This is a genomic window from Sporosalibacterium faouarense (genome assembly GCF_016765695.1).
Classification (GTDB): Bacteria; Bacillota; Clostridia; order Tissierellales; family VENL01; genus Sporosalibacterium; species Sporosalibacterium faouarense.
Genome location: NZ_JAETGO010000090.1, coordinates 1 through 17,093 on the forward strand (window position 1 = coordinate 1; position 17,093 = coordinate 17,093).

Annotated in this window: 13 protein-coding genes; all 13 read left to right on the forward strand. The window is 29.3% G+C overall.

Translation table 11 applies throughout. From position 1 onward, the window contains the following. Window positions 1-362 precede the first annotated feature (362 nt). The 13 genes from JMO20_RS17505 (at window position 363) to JMO20_RS17565 (ending at window position 17,062) form a co-directional block, all read left to right on the forward strand. Window positions 363-2,300, forward strand: coding sequence for an endonuclease MutS2 (locus tag JMO20_RS17505; protein WP_202711011.1), 1,938 nt, complete (start codon window positions 363-365; stop codon window positions 2,298-2,300). A gap of 100 nt (window positions 2,301-2,400) precedes the next feature. Then, window positions 2,401-4,530 carry an Eco57I restriction-modification methylase domain-containing protein gene (locus JMO20_RS17510; protein ID WP_243414848.1) on the forward strand — a complete coding sequence of 710 codons (2,130 nt, stop codon included), beginning with the start codon at window positions 2,401-2,403 and terminating at the stop codon, window positions 4,528-4,530. Window positions 4,531-4,561: 31 nt separating this feature from the next. After that, a complete protein-coding gene (locus JMO20_RS17515) occupies window positions 4,562-5,116 on the forward strand; it encodes a hypothetical protein (RefSeq protein ID WP_202711012.1) in 555 nt (184 codons plus the stop codon). A 218-nt stretch (window positions 5,117-5,334) separates the two neighbouring features. Then, a complete protein-coding gene (locus tag JMO20_RS17520; RefSeq protein WP_202711013.1) occupies window positions 5,335-6,921 on the forward strand; it encodes an S-layer homology domain-containing protein in 1,587 nt (528 codons plus the stop codon). Window positions 6,922-6,965: 44 nt separating this feature from the next. Further along, complete coding sequence (locus JMO20_RS17525; protein ID WP_202711014.1) at window positions 6,966-7,370, forward strand: NUDIX domain-containing protein; 405 nt, start codon at window positions 6,966-6,968, stop codon at window positions 7,368-7,370. Between the two features lie 224 nt (window positions 7,371-7,594). Beyond that, complete coding sequence (glnA, locus tag JMO20_RS17530; RefSeq protein ID WP_202711015.1) at window positions 7,595-9,025, forward strand: type I glutamate--ammonia ligase; 1,431 nt, start codon at window positions 7,595-7,597, stop codon at window positions 9,023-9,025. A gap of 205 nt (window positions 9,026-9,230) precedes the next feature. Then, on the forward strand, window positions 9,231-10,679 hold the full coding sequence (locus JMO20_RS17535; RefSeq protein ID WP_202711016.1) for a hypothetical protein: 1,449 nt from the start codon (window positions 9,231-9,233) through the stop codon (window positions 10,677-10,679). Window positions 10,680-10,792: 113 nt separating this feature from the next. Further along, window positions 10,793-11,791: an acyl-CoA dehydratase activase-related protein gene (locus JMO20_RS17540; RefSeq protein WP_202711017.1), complete on the forward strand. Its 999-nt coding sequence runs from the start codon at window positions 10,793-10,795 to the stop codon at window positions 11,789-11,791. Continuing rightward, entirely contained in the window at window positions 11,763-12,872 is a 1,110-nt protein-coding gene (locus JMO20_RS17545) for a CoA protein activase (protein ID WP_202711018.1), read from the forward strand. Before JMO20_RS17540 ends, JMO20_RS17545 begins: the two co-directional genes overlap by 29 nt. Further along, window positions 12,847-13,827, forward strand: coding sequence for an acyl-CoA dehydratase activase (locus JMO20_RS17550; protein WP_202711019.1), 981 nt, complete (start codon window positions 12,847-12,849; stop codon window positions 13,825-13,827). Before JMO20_RS17545 ends, JMO20_RS17550 begins: the two co-directional genes overlap by 26 nt. A 126-nt stretch (window positions 13,828-13,953) precedes the next feature. Next, complete coding sequence (locus tag JMO20_RS17555) at window positions 13,954-14,943, forward strand: metal ABC transporter solute-binding protein, Zn/Mn family (RefSeq protein WP_243414850.1); 990 nt, start codon at window positions 13,954-13,956, stop codon at window positions 14,941-14,943. A gap of 216 nt (window positions 14,944-15,159) precedes the next feature. Continuing rightward, entirely contained in the window at window positions 15,160-16,203 is a 1,044-nt protein-coding gene (locus JMO20_RS17560; protein WP_202711021.1) for a permease, read from the forward strand. 10 nt (window positions 16,204-16,213) lie between these two features. Beyond that, window positions 16,214-17,062 carry a TIGR03943 family putative permease subunit gene (locus tag JMO20_RS17565; protein ID WP_202711022.1) on the forward strand — a complete coding sequence of 283 codons (849 nt, stop codon included), beginning with the start codon at window positions 16,214-16,216 and terminating at the stop codon, window positions 17,060-17,062. Window positions 17,063-17,093 lie beyond the last annotated feature (31 nt).

Consider the following 17,093-nt stretch of genomic DNA (forward strand, 5'->3'; position numbering starts at 1 on the left):
CGGTACGTACGGTGGTGTGAGAGGTCGGTAGATAAAATAATTATCTACCTCCTACTCGATTTGTATAAATATACTTTTAAGAATGTCAAAAGATAAGTGAGGGAATTGCATATTAAAATTTTATGCAAGATTATATCCTTTTGACTCCGGTATTCAGTCACTTTATTATTTGATTTAAGAAAAAAGTGACTGAATAAACCGTAAATCAAATGAAATCTTGCAAAAAAAATTGAATTTGTAAATATGTAATTTCTTCAAGTAATTAAATTAGTTGATATTTTAAAATTTCAGAAACAGATTACTCACATTTATTAAAAGCAACTTAAAACCTTAACAAATATTTAAATATAGGAGGAATTAAAATGAATAAGAAAACCTTTGGGACTTTAGAGTTTAAGAAAATTAAAGACAAAATTAAGGAGTACACTGCCAGTGATTTAGGGAAAAAATTAGTAGATGATCTTAGTCCAATAACTGATTTAAATGGGATTAAAAATTTATTAAACCTTACTACTGAGGCTAGAAGCATTCTAGGAAAATCACCTCATATACCTTTATTAGGTCTACATGATATTGAGGACCAAATTAGAAAGATTGAAAAGGGAGGAATATTATATCCCGATGATTTAGCAAAAGTATCTTCATTCCTTAGAGGATGTAGTAAGATGAAAAAGTTTATGATAAATCAAGACTATACAGGACCTACTCTAAGTAGCTATAGATATTCAATTACTGAATTTCAGGATATCGAAGCAGAAATAGAATCGTCAATAGAAGGAAGTAGGGTGAGTAGTAAGGCAAGTAGTCAATTGTCACGGATTCGTAAGAAGATAGATTTAACTGAAGTCAAAATTGAACAGAAATTACAAGCGATTCTGAATTCATCAAATTATAAAAAATATATTCAAGATTTTTTTGTGAGTAAAAGAAATGGAAGATATGTAATACCTGTAAAAGTATCTTATAAAAATCAAATTGATGGATCAGTAATTGATAGTTCTGCTACTGGCTCAACTGTTTTTATAGAGCCGTCATCTATTACAAAGATGACTAATGAATTAAGTTTATTAAAAGCTCAAGAAGAGTCAGAAGAGTATCAAATTTTAGCAACAATAAGTGGATATATAGGTCTTCATTTAAAGGAAATAAAGTTAAATCTAGAAGTGATGGCAGAATACGATTTTATTTTTGCTAAGGGTAAGTATAGTAATTCGATAAATGGTGTTGAAGCAGTTGTAAATAATAAGGATTTTATTAAAATAATAAAGGGTAGACATCCATTATTAGAAGAGGATGCAACACCACTAGACTTTAAAATTGGAAAGGATTATAGAACTCTGGTTATAACTGGACCTAATACAGGTGGAAAGACAGTTGCCTTAAAAACTATAGGTCTACTAACTCTTATGACTCAATCTGGACTTCACATACCTGCAAAAAAAGGAACTGAAATATCTATATTTGAAAAAATTCTTGTTGATATTGGGGATCAACAGAGTATTGAACAATCCTTGAGTACTTTCTCAGGTCATATAAAAAATATAATTGAGATAATAAATAAAACAAAGTATTCAACATTGATACTTTTAGATGAAGTAGGAACAGGAACAGATCCATCGGAAGGAGCTGGCTTGGCTGCATCTATTTTAGAAGAATTATATCGAAGAGGAGGGATTACTGTAGCTACAACTCACTATGGAGAAATAAAAGACTTTGCAGAACAGCATAATGGATTTGAAAATGGCTGTATGGAGTTTGACGCTACTACACTCAAGCCACTATACCGATTATTAATGGGAAGGGCAGGTAAAAGTAATGCTTTATGGATAGCTGAAAGGTTAGGAATGAGTAATAGAGTTCTCGATAAAGCGAGGGATTATATTAATACTAGAAATAGTATAGGACAGGATAAAATAAAATATAAAATTGATAAAGTAGATATTAAGTTACCTCAGAAGAAAGAGAATGATAAAAGAGAAAGTCTTAAGAATTCTCAAACCATAGAATTTGTGCAGGGAGATAGTGTTTATATAGGAAATTCAGATAATAAGGGAATAGTTTATAAAACAGAAGATGACAATGGATACTATATTGTTTTTAGAAAAGAACAATTTGAAAAAATCCACAAAAAAAGATTGAGATTACATTTATCAAAAGATGATTTATACCCATCTGGATATGATTTAGATATTATATTTTTTCCTTATGAAAAAAGAAAACTTAAACATGATTTAGATAGAGGTGCCATTAGAGATGTTAGAGAGTATAGGGAAAGAGTTAAAGAAGCTAAAAACGAATAGTATAGATAGCAATTAATGGGGAAGTGTACTTCCTCATTAATTGTTTTTGAGAATTTTCTGTGATAGAATGAAATAAAATATTTTAAATAAAGGAGTATCTATGAATACAGATAGAGTAAAACTAGATAAACTATACAAGGTATTGAAAAAACTAATAAGACAAAATAAAGAAGATAGTATAGAAGAATCAATTGATTATATAAAAAGAATTTTATATTTTACTGCAAAAGCTGTTATATCGTCAATATATTTAAAGCAAGATATAATTACGGAGAAGGAATACCAATTAATTAACTATACAAATCACATAGAGAGGCTACCTAAGTTTTTTTCTGAATTAGTGGAAAAATACGATATGGATAAAGTAATGTCTAAAGGAGAGAAAGAAATAATATTAGATAGTATTTTAAACATTAATATAGAAGTGCTGAAGGGATTTTCAATTGGTGAATTGTATCAATCATCTATCAGTAGTAAAGAAAAGAAAGAATTAGGGCAGGTGTATACCCCTAAAGAGATAGTTAAAAGTATGGTTCGAGAAGGAATAACTGAAGAAAGATTAATAAACAATCCATACTTTAAGGCGATAGATCCAGCTTGTGGAGCAGGATATTTTCTAATTGAAATTTATGATAGGTTATATTCCATATTTGAAAGGAATTATAAAAAGATTATTTCCATAACTCCAGAAATTAAAGATGAATTAGAGGAAGGAATTGATAAATTTATAATTAGAAATAATATATGGGGAACAGATATTGATGAATTCTCTGTATTTATGAGTAAATTTACATTTGCTATTAAAAATGAAAAAATTGATAGCGATAATATAAATATATATCTAGAAGATATTCTTTTAAATGAAAAAAATAATATAGAAGACTTACTTGCATGCAAAGAAAAATCACAAATAGGTGATATCAGATTCGATTTAGTAATAGGTAATCCACCATATATTGGACATAAGAAAATAGATAAAAGTTATAGAAAACAGTTACAATTTTACTATTCAGAGGTGTATTCAGATAAAGCAGATATATCCTATTGCTTTTTTCAAAGAGGTCATGAATTACTTAAATCTGGCGGAACCTTACTTTTTATAACTTCTAGATATTTTATAGAATCCCCTTCAGCTAAAGGCGTAAGAGAATACATAAATAACAATCTTACTATTGATAAAATTATAGATTTCTATGGCAGAAAAGTTTTTAAAGGAATAGGTATAAGCCCTGCCATAATAAAATGTAATAATAATGGAAATATCAGTAATCAAGTGAAGGTTTTCAGACTGATAGATAAAAATTTTAATATTAGTAATGGTAGATATCTAAAAGGGTTTGACAGCATTAAAGTAAGAAAATCCAATCTTAATTCTGATGGTTGGTTATTGATTAACGAGGAAGAGAAGAGGCTATATGATTACATTAATGATTTGGGGAGGTATTCCTTAAGTGAGATTTGCAGATGTAATCAAGGAATAATTACAGGATGTGATAAAGCCTTTATAGTTAATAGTAAAACTATAGAACAAAAAGGTTTAGAAAAGTCCGTAATAAAACCTTGGATTAAAAATAGCGGCATAAGAAAATACGGTATAAGTGAAATAGAGAAATTTATAATATATGCAGATATGATTGATAGTATAGAATCATATCCTAATATATATAATCATATATTTCCTTATAGAGAGAAACTAAAGAAAAGAAGAGAATGTCAAAAAGGATTAAGGGAATGGTATCAATTACAATGGGGAAGAGACATTGAAGTATTCAGAAATAAAAATATATTGTTTCCTTTTAAAGCTCCTAATAATAGATTTACTATATTATATGATGAACTGTTATGTAGTGCAGACGTTTATTTGATGAGTATTAAAGAGGAATATAGTGAGATATCATTAGAATACTTGTTAGGATTCTTAAATTCATCCGTTTGTGAATTTTATTTTAAAACTATTGCAAAAAAAATAAATGATGATCTTTATGATTATTATCCTAACAAAGTAATGAATTTGAGAATAAAAGTGGCTGAAGATACTAAGTATATTGAAGAAAGAGTAAAGGAACTATTAAAGTTAACAGAAAAAAAACATAGTAAGGAATTGGAAGAGATAAATAAAATGAAGATAGAAGAAAAGCAATCAGAAATAAATGCTTTTTTCTATGATTTATATAGTTTAAATGATGAACAAATAAGTATTATTAAAAATAAGATAATAAAAAAGAAATAAAATATTCATGTATCCTAGAGGAGAGGATATTTTGGGAGTAGTAGAATTAGCCGATTATAAATTAAATATTGTTGAAAAGATTTGTATGGATAAATTTGAAAATGATATCATGTTGATTTTTAACAATTTTACCAACGAATCTATGAACTACATTACTACATTAATTAAAAAAGATATTAAAGAAATTGAGGGAAAAGGTGTTCTGTTTGACAATAAACTAATAAAAATCTGCTGCACTATGTATTTAGGAATAGCATGGAGTATGTATAAAAAGGGAAAAAGAATACAGAAAGAAAAAAAGATTATTCAAGGTTTAGATATAAGTGAATATGGTAATTCGGTTGAATTGGTATCGAACTCTATAAAGACAACTAATGTTATGGAGATATTAAATGATATCGTATTAAGATATTTCACATTATATTTAAGTAGACATACAAATGATATTTTAGATAGAATGGAAATAATATATCATCCTCAAATCAAAGATGATAAGCAATTCAAAAAAATTTTCTTAGAGAATTTAAGATCATTTGCAATGAAGGTATTGTCAGTTGGAATTATTGATGAATGCAAAATAATTTGAAATTGAGATCCCGCCTAATAATTAGGCGGGATTTTATATGAATAAAATTATTTATTACTTAATATACATATCAATAGATTTATATTTTAATTAGTTATTATTAATTTAAAGTCTAACTATAAATAATTATGTTATAATGAAATAGTAGGTATAGTTTGATATAGGGATAATATATTGATATTATTATAGATAGTGCTTTTTATAATGGGAGGAAGAATATGAGGAAGAAGAAAATAGTAACTTTACTAGTAGTTGTATTTATCTTGATAAGTAGTATTAACTTTACTGCAGCAGATGACATAATATTTTATATGGATACTTTTGACCATTGGGCTTTCGATACAATAATGTGGGTATCTAATGAAGTGAAACTTTTTAATGGATATGAAGATGGTACTTTTAAGCCAGATAATAACGTTAGCAGGTCGGAATATATTACTTTGCTGTATAGAGCAGCTAAGCTACAAGGACTTATAGATGATGTAAATTCGAACTCTACTCCATTATATAGTGATGTGACAGAAAATTATTGGGCTTATGACAAGATAATGGCAGTTGTTAAATACATTAATATGCAAGATAGTAAATTGAAATTTCAAGATATCTTCCCTGGAAATAAGCTACAACCAAATAAAAAACTAACTAGAGAAGAAGCAATCATACTTTCAAGTTATTTTACGTCACCTTCAATAAGAGAAGATAAAGTTATATTTAAGGATATAAGATCAAGTTATAAATACTATGATCAACTTAATAAATTAGTAAGTAATAGGATTATCGAAGGATATGATGATAATAGCTTTAGACCAAGGAATAATATCACAAGGGCAGAAACAGCTGTAATTCTTAAGAAGCTTTATCTTGACATGGAATATTTAAAAGGTAAATACCTACAAAATATAGAATTGCTAAATATGCCAAAATATAGGAAGTATATGTTATTTGGGGATTATGGCGGTAAACAACTTTCAATTGAAGATAAGCTATATAGAAGAGCAATATCAACTCTAGAATATATATCTATAATACATTATATACCATATGAGGAAAAGCACTTATATGATTCAAATCCAATACAGACGTTGAAGGATCTAAGAAATTCAGGCTATTGGAATACTCTAGGTGTTAACTACTATTTAATCACCGAAGGAAATAATAATGGAAATATTGATGTGTTATATGATGAGCTACTTGAAAATTATATTAATAGGACAGATATAAGGGATGAAGAAACGCTGTTGATTTTTGATATAGATATCAATAAGCTTAAAAGTACAAAGAATACTATAGCTGCTCTTGATAAGTGGATGAAGAATTCTTCTACTGAAGAAGGGAAATTTAATGCGTTATTCATCAAATCAAAAGTGTATCTAGAGAATAAAGAATTTCAAAAAGCCATAAATGTTTATGAAGAGATTTTTGCTTCTAATAAAGAAAGTATAAAAGATAAAAATAAATTTTATGATGAAGAAAATGCTTCTATAGATATAAATCAATCAAAAGAAGAAGGACAATTAGAGGAAGAAAAAAGTAACATAGAAAATGTAAACCCTATATCAAAAATTAATGATGAAATAAAAAAAGTATATATAATGAATAAAGCTTTTGTATTTACTAAAGTTAATAAATACAATGAAGCTGAAAAAGCTTTAAGAGACTGCTGGGAAGAAATGAAGACAGATGAATTTGACGAAGATTTTATAGGAGCATTAAAGGAAGTAATAATTCTCCAGTCAAATTATAATAGCAATGCAAACTTACCTACAATTAAAAGAGATAGTAATATGAATAACGACGAAGATTAGATTGATTCAATACATTACTAAAGAATAACGAAGGGAAGAGGATTATGTCTGAGGTTTTAACTAAGGCCTTAGTAGTAAAGGATAGAAAGATTTTATTACTAAAGAGGAGTGAAAATAGCTCTTTTGGTGGTGGCCTTTGGGATATACCTGGAGGAAAATTAGAATTTGGAGAAAGACCTGAAGAAAGCTTAAAAAGAGAAATAAATGAGGAAACATCTCTTAACATAAAAATACAAGAGATATTAGATATTAATTCAGGAATAAACTATGAAAAGAACAAACAATATATTACTATTGTTTATCTTACGAAGTATGAAAATGGAAGAGTAATACTTAATAAGGAAAATACTGATTTTCTTTGGGTAGATATCAATAATATTGATGAATATGAAAAAATATATTATGTTGATGATAGTATAAGAAAATATATTAGAAAAGGGTACTTATGAAGTACTCATGAAAATAATAAGATTTTGTAATACAAGATTGAACAAATATATACATGTGGAAGTTATTAGTCACAACCCTGATGATTCTTTGATCATCAGGGTTGTATTTAATTATATATTTATTTAAGTGATTAAGCATATTAACCTTATTTTAATCATGTTGACAAATGTCAAATTTTGCAATAATATAAAATTGGCTCGAAAAAAAAGCGAGGAGGTAGAATATGTTTAAATCAATAAATGAGGTTAAAAGTTTTTGTGAGAAAGAAGAGATTAAAATTATAGATTTTAAAATTATTGATATGTCTGGGAGATGGCATCATTTATCTATTCCTGCAGAAAGATTTAATGCCAAAACTGTAGAAAATGGAATTGGTTTCGATGGATCAAGTTATGGTTTTTTAACAGTTGAAAAATCGGACATGATTTTTAAGCCTGATATTAGTACAGCTTTTGTTGACCCTTATTGTGAAGTACCTACCGTAAGCATGATAGCTAATATTTATAAAATTGGAGATGAAACTGAAAGATTTGAGGGTGATCCTAGATATATTACTGAAAAGGCAGTTAAATATTTAAAGGAAACAGGTATTGCTGATGAAAATATTATAGGACCAGAATTTGAATTCAATGTATTTGACCATGTATCTTATGAAACTGCTGGTAATCATCAAGAGGTTACTATTGATTCAATACAAGCTCATTGGAATACAGGAAAAAACGACTTTCAAAACTTTGGATTTCAAGTTCCACATCAAAAAGGATATCATGTAGATTTACCAAGGGATACTTCAAATGACTTAAGATCAAAAATAACTTTACAGCTTGAGGAGCTAGGTATAAAAGTTAAATATCACCATCATGAAGTTGGAGGTGTTGGACAAGTAGAAATAGAGGTCGAACCCGGAGAGTTAATGGAAATGGCAGATAAAACTTTAATGCTTAAGTACATAGTCAAGAATCTAGGTTTACACGAGGGGAAAACGATTACATTCATGCCAAAACCGATTTTTGGAGAAGCCGGAAATGGAATGCACGTGCATATGTGGCTTTTTAAAGATGGTAAACCAGTCTTTTATGATAAGGATGGATATTCACAACTGAGTCAAACTGCTTTATATTATATTGGTGGTATATTAAAGCATTCCCCTGCATTGTTGGCCTTTACTAATCCTAGCACAAACTCATACAAAAGACTTGTACCAGGTTTTGAAGCACCAGTAAGTGTTTGTTTTGCAACAGCTAATAGAAGTGCTGTTATCAGGATACCTGGTTATGCAAAAACACCTAAAGATAAGAGGTTTGAGTTTAGACCTTCCGATGCAACTGCTAATCCATATCTTGCTTACTCAGCATTATTAATGGCAGGGTTAGATGGAATCATTAATGAAATTGATCCTACAGAAGCAGGCTTTGGGCCCTATGACGTGAACATATTCGACCTTCCAGTAGAAGAAAGAGATAAGATTAAAGCTTTACCAAAATCTTTAGATGAAGCTGCTGATGCATTGGAAAAGGATTATGATTTTCTACTGGCAGAAGGAGTGTTTACTGAAGGTATTATAAAAGATCAAATAAGAAGGATAAGAGAAGATGCAAAAAAAATTAATTGTATTCCTCATCCAAAAGAATTTGAATTATATTATGATTTATAGAAAATTAAATTAGAGGATATTATAACTGACTTTTAAATATAAAAAAATGGACCTTCATGATACTTCTAGAGTAGACAGTCTAATTAATTAAAATAGACTATCTACTTGGAAGTATTTTTTATTTTGTTAAAATATTTGAAAAAATATAATACTAGTAGTAAACTTATATAATGAAGTGGGATTAATATAATGAAGGGAGATACTAATGACTACAAAAAACAAATTCGATTTAACAAATAATACGGAAATAGACACAAGCGAATTAAAGAAACTAATTTTAGAAATTAATGAAAATCAATTAAATAATATTGGTCAAATGGCTATTTTAGAGAGCATAATGATGGAAATAGATTTAAAGAAAATTTATAACAAAAATATAGATTTGATAAATAACCAAGGTGAAGATGGAGAAAAGATAGTAAAGCTTTATAAAAAAATAAGAAACAAGGATCTAGATATAAGTTTAGTTATTAATTCAAACGAAATGTCAAAGGAACTGGGTTACGGTTACTTTAAAAATTTAAGAGCTGGATGTCAAGATTTACTTTCAAGTATATCAGGATACGTTACAGAAATATCCTATTTGAACGAAATTGCAAGTGAAACATTACATAAAGACGATATAAAGAGGGGATATGTGGATGTCGTAGAAAATATAGATATGGATAAATTCTATCAGAATGTATATAAATTTCTTACAGAGGATATGGATTCTTTATCCTATAGAGCAATGGAAGTTGTATCAGTTATCCCTATGAGGATCTCTAGAAATAAATATTATGATATTATTAAAACTGCAATTATAAAAGGTTTGAGAAGTAGTAGCAAGGAAGAGGTTTCAATTCTGTTAGATAGATATAAAACAATTTTTAATGGTACTATGGAGGAAGATTACGGACAGAGATTTGACTATTATTTTAGAAAGACCCATGAATTGAAGAAATTTGATTTTAAAGATAGTTCTTTAGATAATTTATTAGAGCTTCATAATGATACTACAGAAATATTGACTGAAATTGATAGAATAGTTGATGTTATTAGAAAAATTGGATTAATACTAAATAGATATATAGTTATAAATCTATTAAAGAAAAGACTCACTAAATTAGATGAAGATATTCTTGATATTCTTAAGCTGTGGGATAGTTGTGATGAAGAAAACAACAAGTTAGAAGAAGAAATATTTGATAAATGTAAAGACAGAATCAAGAGTATTGAAGAAGATTTTGGTGAAGATAATCTAAAATTACAAGAAATAATAACTGAGTTTTATAAAAGAGAAAGTCAGATGGACGAAGAGTCTAATAATCAGCTACTTAAGACTCAAAGAGTATTATCTTATATGAATGATATGAGCCTGGAAAAAGAAGAGCTTTTATTCCAAAATCAAATAGAAGTAGTGGATGATAATTACTTGGATCAAGCCGTTGATAATTTTATTGAATTTGTAGATAGAAATATTAAAGGTATGCCAAATATACTTAGAAAGACTAGAATGAGAAGACTACTTTGTTTAATAGAGTTTCCCTTTAAGCAACCTGATGAATTCTTTAACTATCTACGTAACTCTATTGAGAGTAGTTCTAAGGAGGATTTAATAGCAAACATAAATTTAGTGGCTGAGGTCATAGCTAAATATAGAACCAGTAAATAAAATAATATTTTTTAAGAGTATATCAAATTATTTTGATGTACTCTTTTTTTCTTTTTTGTTATATTGGATAGACTTATTGTACATAATACATAAGTGAGATTGGAGGGGGTAAAATGACATATAAAGTTGGAATACCACAGGGATTGCTTTTCTATGATTATTATCCTTTGTGGAAAGAATTTTTAAATGAGCTTGGGACAGAAGTTATTTTGTCTAAAAAAACAAACAAGACAATACTAGACCAAGGTGTATCTAACTGTGTAGATGAAGCATGTTTGCCAGTGAAAGTATTTCACGGCCATGTTTGTGATTTAAAGGATAAGGTAGACTATTTATTTATACCTAAGTTTGTTAGCATATACAAGAAGGAATTCATTTGTCCAAAATTTTTAGGCTTACCTGAGATGGTAAAAAATACGATCGAAGATTTGCCACCTATAATTGATATTGAAATTAATCTAAGAAAATCGAATCTTAACCTTCTTAAAGCAGTTATCAAAACTGGTCAGTATTTCACTTCAAATCTATCTAAAATAGCTATGGCATATAATAAAGCATTAAAGCATTATGAACGATATTTAGACTTAATAAATCAAGGAATAGTGCCAATTGAAGCAGTTAAAATGTATAATTTGTCATTAAAAAGAAATAAGAGTTTTAATCAAAACAACTTAAATATTATGATTTTAGGACATTCCTATAATCTATATGATGAGCATATCAGTATGAATTTAATCAAGAAGCTTCAAAGTCAGGACATTAATGTATTAACTCCAGAAATGATAGATACTGATCAAATTAATCAACATTCTTCAAGATTACCTAAAAGGATGTTTTGGAGCTTTGGTAGAAAAATAATTGGTTCTGCTTTTTCAGCAATAGAAGAAAAGAGTATACATGGGATTATTTATGTTTCTTCTTTTGGATGTGGTATTGATTCCATATTAATAGATTTGGTAGAAAGAAAAGCAAGGGAAAATAGCATTCCTTTTACTTTATTAACACTAGATGAACATACTGGGGAAGCCGGGGTTAATACTAGGGTAGAGGCTTTTATAGATATGATTAGATGGAGGGGAAAAGATGAAAGTAACATTTCCACACATGGGTAATACATTTATTGGAGCTAAGGTCCTAATGGAGGATCTGGGAAATGAAGTTATACTTCCTCCTAAATGCAGTAAAAAGACCTTGGAAATAGGGACAAAACATTCTCCAGAAACGATATGCCTTCCTTTGAAGATAAATATTGGCAATTATGTGGAGAGTATTGAAAAAGGTGCGGACACAATACTTATAACTGGTAGTTGTGGACCATGTAGATTTGGATTCTATTCTTTAATGGAAAAAGAGATTCTTAAAGATTTAGGTTACGATGTTGATATTATTGTATTTGATCCACCTGATGGTAGACCGATGGAGCTATTAAGAAGAATTATGAAGGCAGCAGATACAAAAAATGTATATAGGATTTTAAGAAGTATAGTAAGAGGGGGAAAGATACTTGAAAAGGTTGACAATCTAATCGAATATTCAAATAAAATTCGTGCTAAAGCTTTCAATAGCTTTAAGGTTGATACTATAATTGATAACTTCTATGAAGAAGTAAGAAATGTACATGGTATGGAAGAAACGAGTAAGTTAATTAAAGAAACAAGGACAAAGCTAGACAATGTAAAAATTGACCAAAACAAAAAGACTTTAAAGGTAGGTATTGTTGGAGAGATATATACCATTATAGAACCCTTTGCTAATCTCTATGTTGAAAGAAAGCTTGGACATTTAGGGGTTGAAGTAGATAAAGCATTAAAGCCATCTAGTTGGGTAAAACATCATCTTTTACCAGGTCCTTTTGGCTCGGGAGAGGAAAAAAGAAAATGGAAGGAAGCAGCACCTTATTTGAGCACTTTAGTTGGAGGACATGGTAGAGAAACTATAGGAAGTTCAATTATATATGCTAAGGAAAACTATGATGGAATAATTCAAATTTTGCCCTTGACATGTATGCCAGAAATTGTTGCTGAAAGTATTTTACCAACGATTCAAAAGGATTACAATATACCTATAATGACTTTAATAGTAGATGAAATGACCGGTGAAGCTGGGTATCAAACTAGACTAGAAGCTTTTGTAGATCTTCTATGGAAAAGATGGGAGGAAGATAATCATGAAGAACTATTATCTGGGAGTTGATGTAGGGTCTGTTAGCACAAATATTGTATTGCTAGATGAAGAAGAAAATGTGATAATAAAGAAATATTTAAGAACTCAAGGAAAACCACTAGTAATACTACAAAATGGCCTACGAGAGATAAAAAATGAAATAGGAGACTTTAAAGTTAAGGGAGTAGGCACCACAGGTAGTGGCAGACATTTAGCAAGTATAATACTCGGTGCCGATATTGTAAAAAATGAAATCACTTCCCATGCTATTGCAGCTTTAAACTATGTTCCTAATGTAAAAACAGTATTAGAAATAGGAGGGCAAGATTCAAAAATAATTATACTAAAGGATGGAATTGTTACAGACTTTGCAATGAACACAGTTTGCGCTGCTGGAACTGGATCTTTTTTAGATAGGCAAGCAGCGAGACTAGGAGTCGAAATAAACGATTTTGGTAAGCTTGCTCTTAAGTCTAAGAATCCAGTAAGGATTGCTGGAAGATGTGCTGTTTTTGCAGAATCTGACATGATACATAAACAACAACTTGGACATAATCAAGAAGATATTATTTTAGGGTTATGTCAAGCATTGGTAAGAAATTATCTTAATAATATAGGTAAAGGAAAAGATATACAAGGTCCTATTGTATTCCAAGGTGGAGTTGCAGCAAATGAAGGTATTAAGCAATCCTTTAAACAAGCCTTGAACACAGAAATATATGTACCTAAGCATCATGATGTGATGGGAGCAATAGGTGCTGGTATATTAGCTAAAGAAGAGGTAAAAAGTAAAGGAAAGACAAACTTTAAGGGGATTGATATAACTGATATTGAGTATAAAGTAAGGGGATTTGAATGTAATGACTGTGCAAATATGTGTGAAGTTGTAGAGATTACTTCAGATGATAAAGTTATTGCTAGATATGGAGATAAATGTGGAAAATGGACTGACTCTATAAATACAAATGATGAGAAATTAGCTTAGAAGGTACCGTTAGGTACCTTTATTATTTAGTTTGATTTTTTATTTTCTATCTTGACAGACTTGGAATATGTGTTACAATTAAGTTAAATGTAAATGCAAATGATTTGCAACAAGGAGGTTTTAGATTTGAGAAGAAAAGTAACTCTATTTTTGATTGGCCTAATGATTATAGCAATGGTTTCTGTTGGATGCAGTAACAGTCTTAAGGCAGAAAAGAATAATCCACAGAACAATAACGAAGATGCAAATGATTTAACTGTTGCTGTTTCCGTTATTCCTCAGGAAGCGTTCGTTAAAGCAGTAGCTGGTGATTTAGTTAATGTGGTAACTATGATACCACCAGGAAATAGTCCTGCCAATTATCAACCAACACCAAAGGAATTAGAGGATTTTAGTAATTCATCCATTTACTTTTCTATTGGTGTGCCTACAGAGGAAGCCAATATTTTACCTAAAGCAAAGGATCTAAATAATGATATAAAGGTAGTATCATTAGCTGACAAAGTAGGTGAAGTATACCCGCATCGTTTTTTTAGTGAAGATGAAGCTCATGAGCATGATGAACACGATGAACATGACGAAGAGGATGATCATGATGATATAGACCATGAAGAAGATCATCATCATGAAGGGAGAGATCCCCATATTTGGCTATCACCGAAAAGAGTTAGGGTTATGATTAATGTAATCAGAGATGAGCTTACAGCTTTAGATCCATCAAACAAAGAAATTTATGAAGAAAATGCTGAGAACTATATTCAAGAGCTTGATTCAGTAGATCAAGAAATTAAAGATATACTTAGTGGGGTTGATCAACAATCTTTTATAATTTATCATCCATCATTTGGATATTTTGCCGATGACTATGGCTTAAATATGGTTAGCATAGAGGAATCAGGAAAGGAAGCTACAATGAAAAGGCTTCAATATGTAATTGATTATGCCAAAGAAAATAATATTAAATTTGTATTTTATCAAGCAGAATTTGATAGTCAGCAGGCAAGAACTATAGCTGATGAGATTAATGGAGAAGTAATTCAAGTAAACCCTTTAGCATTTGACTATATTGATAACATGAAGAAAATAGCTGAAAAATTTAACAATATATTACAATAATTACGAACTAAAATCCTACATCTAGAAATAGGGTAGGATTTTTTTTGTAAGTATTATTGAAAGGAACTAGAACTTTGTACTAATATCAGAATAAGTTCAATAATATATTACCATATAGATTGTTTTAAAGAGGAGATGTTATAGCATATGTTAAAGGAGATATATAAAAAAAACTGGATTGAAAGTACTATTCTAATTTTTATCTTTGCTTTTTTTATGTTTCATTTAATTCAAATATTTGATAAAGATATCGTAGCAAAACCAGTTCAAGATTTTCTAGAGGGATTTACCTTAATCTTTGTAAGCATTATATTAGAAGCCTTACCCTTTATAATTTTAGGCTCTTTCATTTCTTCATTAATCCAGATGTTTGTTACTGAACAGACTATAGTTAGGATTATTCCTAAAAATAGATTTCTAGGATTGTTTTTTGCTTCTTTAATTGGATTAATATTTCCTGTATGTGAATGCGCTATTGTTCCAATTACAAGAAGATTAGTAAAAAAAGGAGTTCCGATACATATTGCTATAACATTTATGATGGCTGTTCCTATAGTAAATCCAATTGTATTGGCATCTACAAAATATGCATTTGTCGGAGCAAACTATATGGTTTATTTAAGGGGATTTTTAGGCTTTACTAGTGCCATATTAATTGGACATGTAGTTGGAATATTACAGGGAAGAAGGAGTCCTCTTAGATCCAATATATTATCAAATACAACTAGTTGTAGTTGTGGACATGATCATGATAGTAAAAGCTGTGATAATAATGATAATAATCATAGTCATCACCATAACCATCATGAGGAATGTTGTGGAGATCATAGTGCAGTAAGTAGGTTTAATATAATGGGAAAAATTTTAGATACCCTTAGGCATACAAGTATTGAGTTCTACGATGTAGGTAAATTTTTAATTTTAGGAGCCTTTTTATCTACAATGATGCAAACTCTTATTCCAAGAGATACCTTATTATCTATAGGAGATGGTTCGATCTCTTCTATTTTAATGATGATGATTTTAGCATTTGTACTTTCAATTTGTTCTGAATCTGATGCATTTATTGCTAGAACTTTTCTAGGTCAATTTACCACTGGGTCAATTGTAGGTTTCTTATTATTTGGGCCAATGATAGATATAAAAAATACAATAATGCTAGCAAGTAGCTTCAAGATAAAATTTGTTATAAAGCTTATATCTATAATCGCTTTAGTTTGCTTTGGTATGTCAATGTTAGTTAACTTTATAGGGCTATAGGAGGGATATAATGAGAAAATTTAATATAAATGAATTTATATGGTTTATAATTCTGCTTGGCTTTACATTTTTGCTTTATGATTTAACATCCACTGATAAACTGAAATTATTTATCCATCCAAGGCTCACACAGTATGTTAAGATTACATTCTATGTTTTAGTAATTCTTTCAATCGTTCAAATTACACGTGTATTTAGCAAAGGCCATGGAACCAAAATAAGAAAGGGATATATTTTATTTGTCCTTCCACTATTATTAGTTTTTATAGTTAATCCTAAGGGATTAAACGCTCAGATTATTGCTAAAAAGGGAGTCAATTTGGGTGAAATTAGAAACTCAAATATAGGAAATATTCAGGATAAAGATATTGATAATAAAGAAGAAATAGAAAATAGTGGAGTACAAGTAGATAAAGCTACTGAAAGTTCGGAAGCACAATCGATAACTGATAATCAAATGGAAATAAATACCGATTATATTTCCTTTGCAAATACTCAAGAGTCACAAGTGTTTTTAGACACTATAAATAATGTCTCAAATAATACAGAAGAGTTTTTGAATCAAGAAGTAAGTGTAATAGGTTTCATATATAGACAGGAAGATTTCAAAGAAAATCAGTTTGTTATTGCAAGAATGCTATTAAGCTGTTGTGTAGCAGATACCCAAGTGATTGGATTATTATGTGAATCGGAAGAAGCAAATAATTTTAATGATAGTGAATGGGTAAGAATAACTGGAACAGTAAATACAACCGTATATCTTGATCCAAAATTTAATCAAGAAATTTCATTACCTTTATTAAAGATCAGTAGTATAGAACGTGTTAGTGAACCCGAAAGTCCTTATGTATATCCATAAAATAAATTATAGAATAGTTAAGATAATAATA

Bases quoted from the DNA above. Each gene is read 5' to 3' on its own strand.
- JMO20_RS17545 (WP_202711018.1), top strand. From the start codon at position 11,763: ATGAAAGTAACATTTCCACACATGGGTAATACATTTATTGGAGCTAAG.
- JMO20_RS17505 (WP_202711011.1), top strand. From the start codon at position 363: ATGAATAAGAAAACCTTTGGGACTTTAGAGTTTAAGAAAATTAAAGAC.
- JMO20_RS17535 (WP_202711016.1), top strand. From the start codon at position 9,231: ATGACTACAAAAAACAAATTCGATTTAACAAATAATACGGAAATAGAC.
- JMO20_RS17520 (WP_202711013.1), top strand. From the start codon at position 5,335: ATGAGGAAGAAGAAAATAGTAACTTTACTAGTAGTTGTATTTATCTTG.
- JMO20_RS17560 (WP_202711021.1), top strand. From the start codon at position 15,160: ATGTTTCATTTAATTCAAATATTTGATAAAGATATCGTAGCAAAACCA.
- glnA (WP_202711015.1), top strand. From the start codon at position 7,595: ATGTTTAAATCAATAAATGAGGTTAAAAGTTTTTGTGAGAAAGAAGAG.
- JMO20_RS17525 (WP_202711014.1), top strand. From the start codon at position 6,966: ATGTCTGAGGTTTTAACTAAGGCCTTAGTAGTAAAGGATAGAAAGATT.
- JMO20_RS17565 (WP_202711022.1), top strand. From the start codon at position 16,214: ATGAGAAAATTTAATATAAATGAATTTATATGGTTTATAATTCTGCTT.
- JMO20_RS17550 (WP_202711019.1), top strand. From the start codon at position 12,847: ATGAAGAACTATTATCTGGGAGTTGATGTAGGGTCTGTTAGCACAAAT.
- JMO20_RS17510 (WP_243414848.1), top strand. From the start codon at position 2,401: ATGAATACAGATAGAGTAAAACTAGATAAACTATACAAGGTATTGAAA.
- JMO20_RS17540 (WP_202711017.1), top strand. From the start codon at position 10,793: ATGACATATAAAGTTGGAATACCACAGGGATTGCTTTTCTATGATTAT.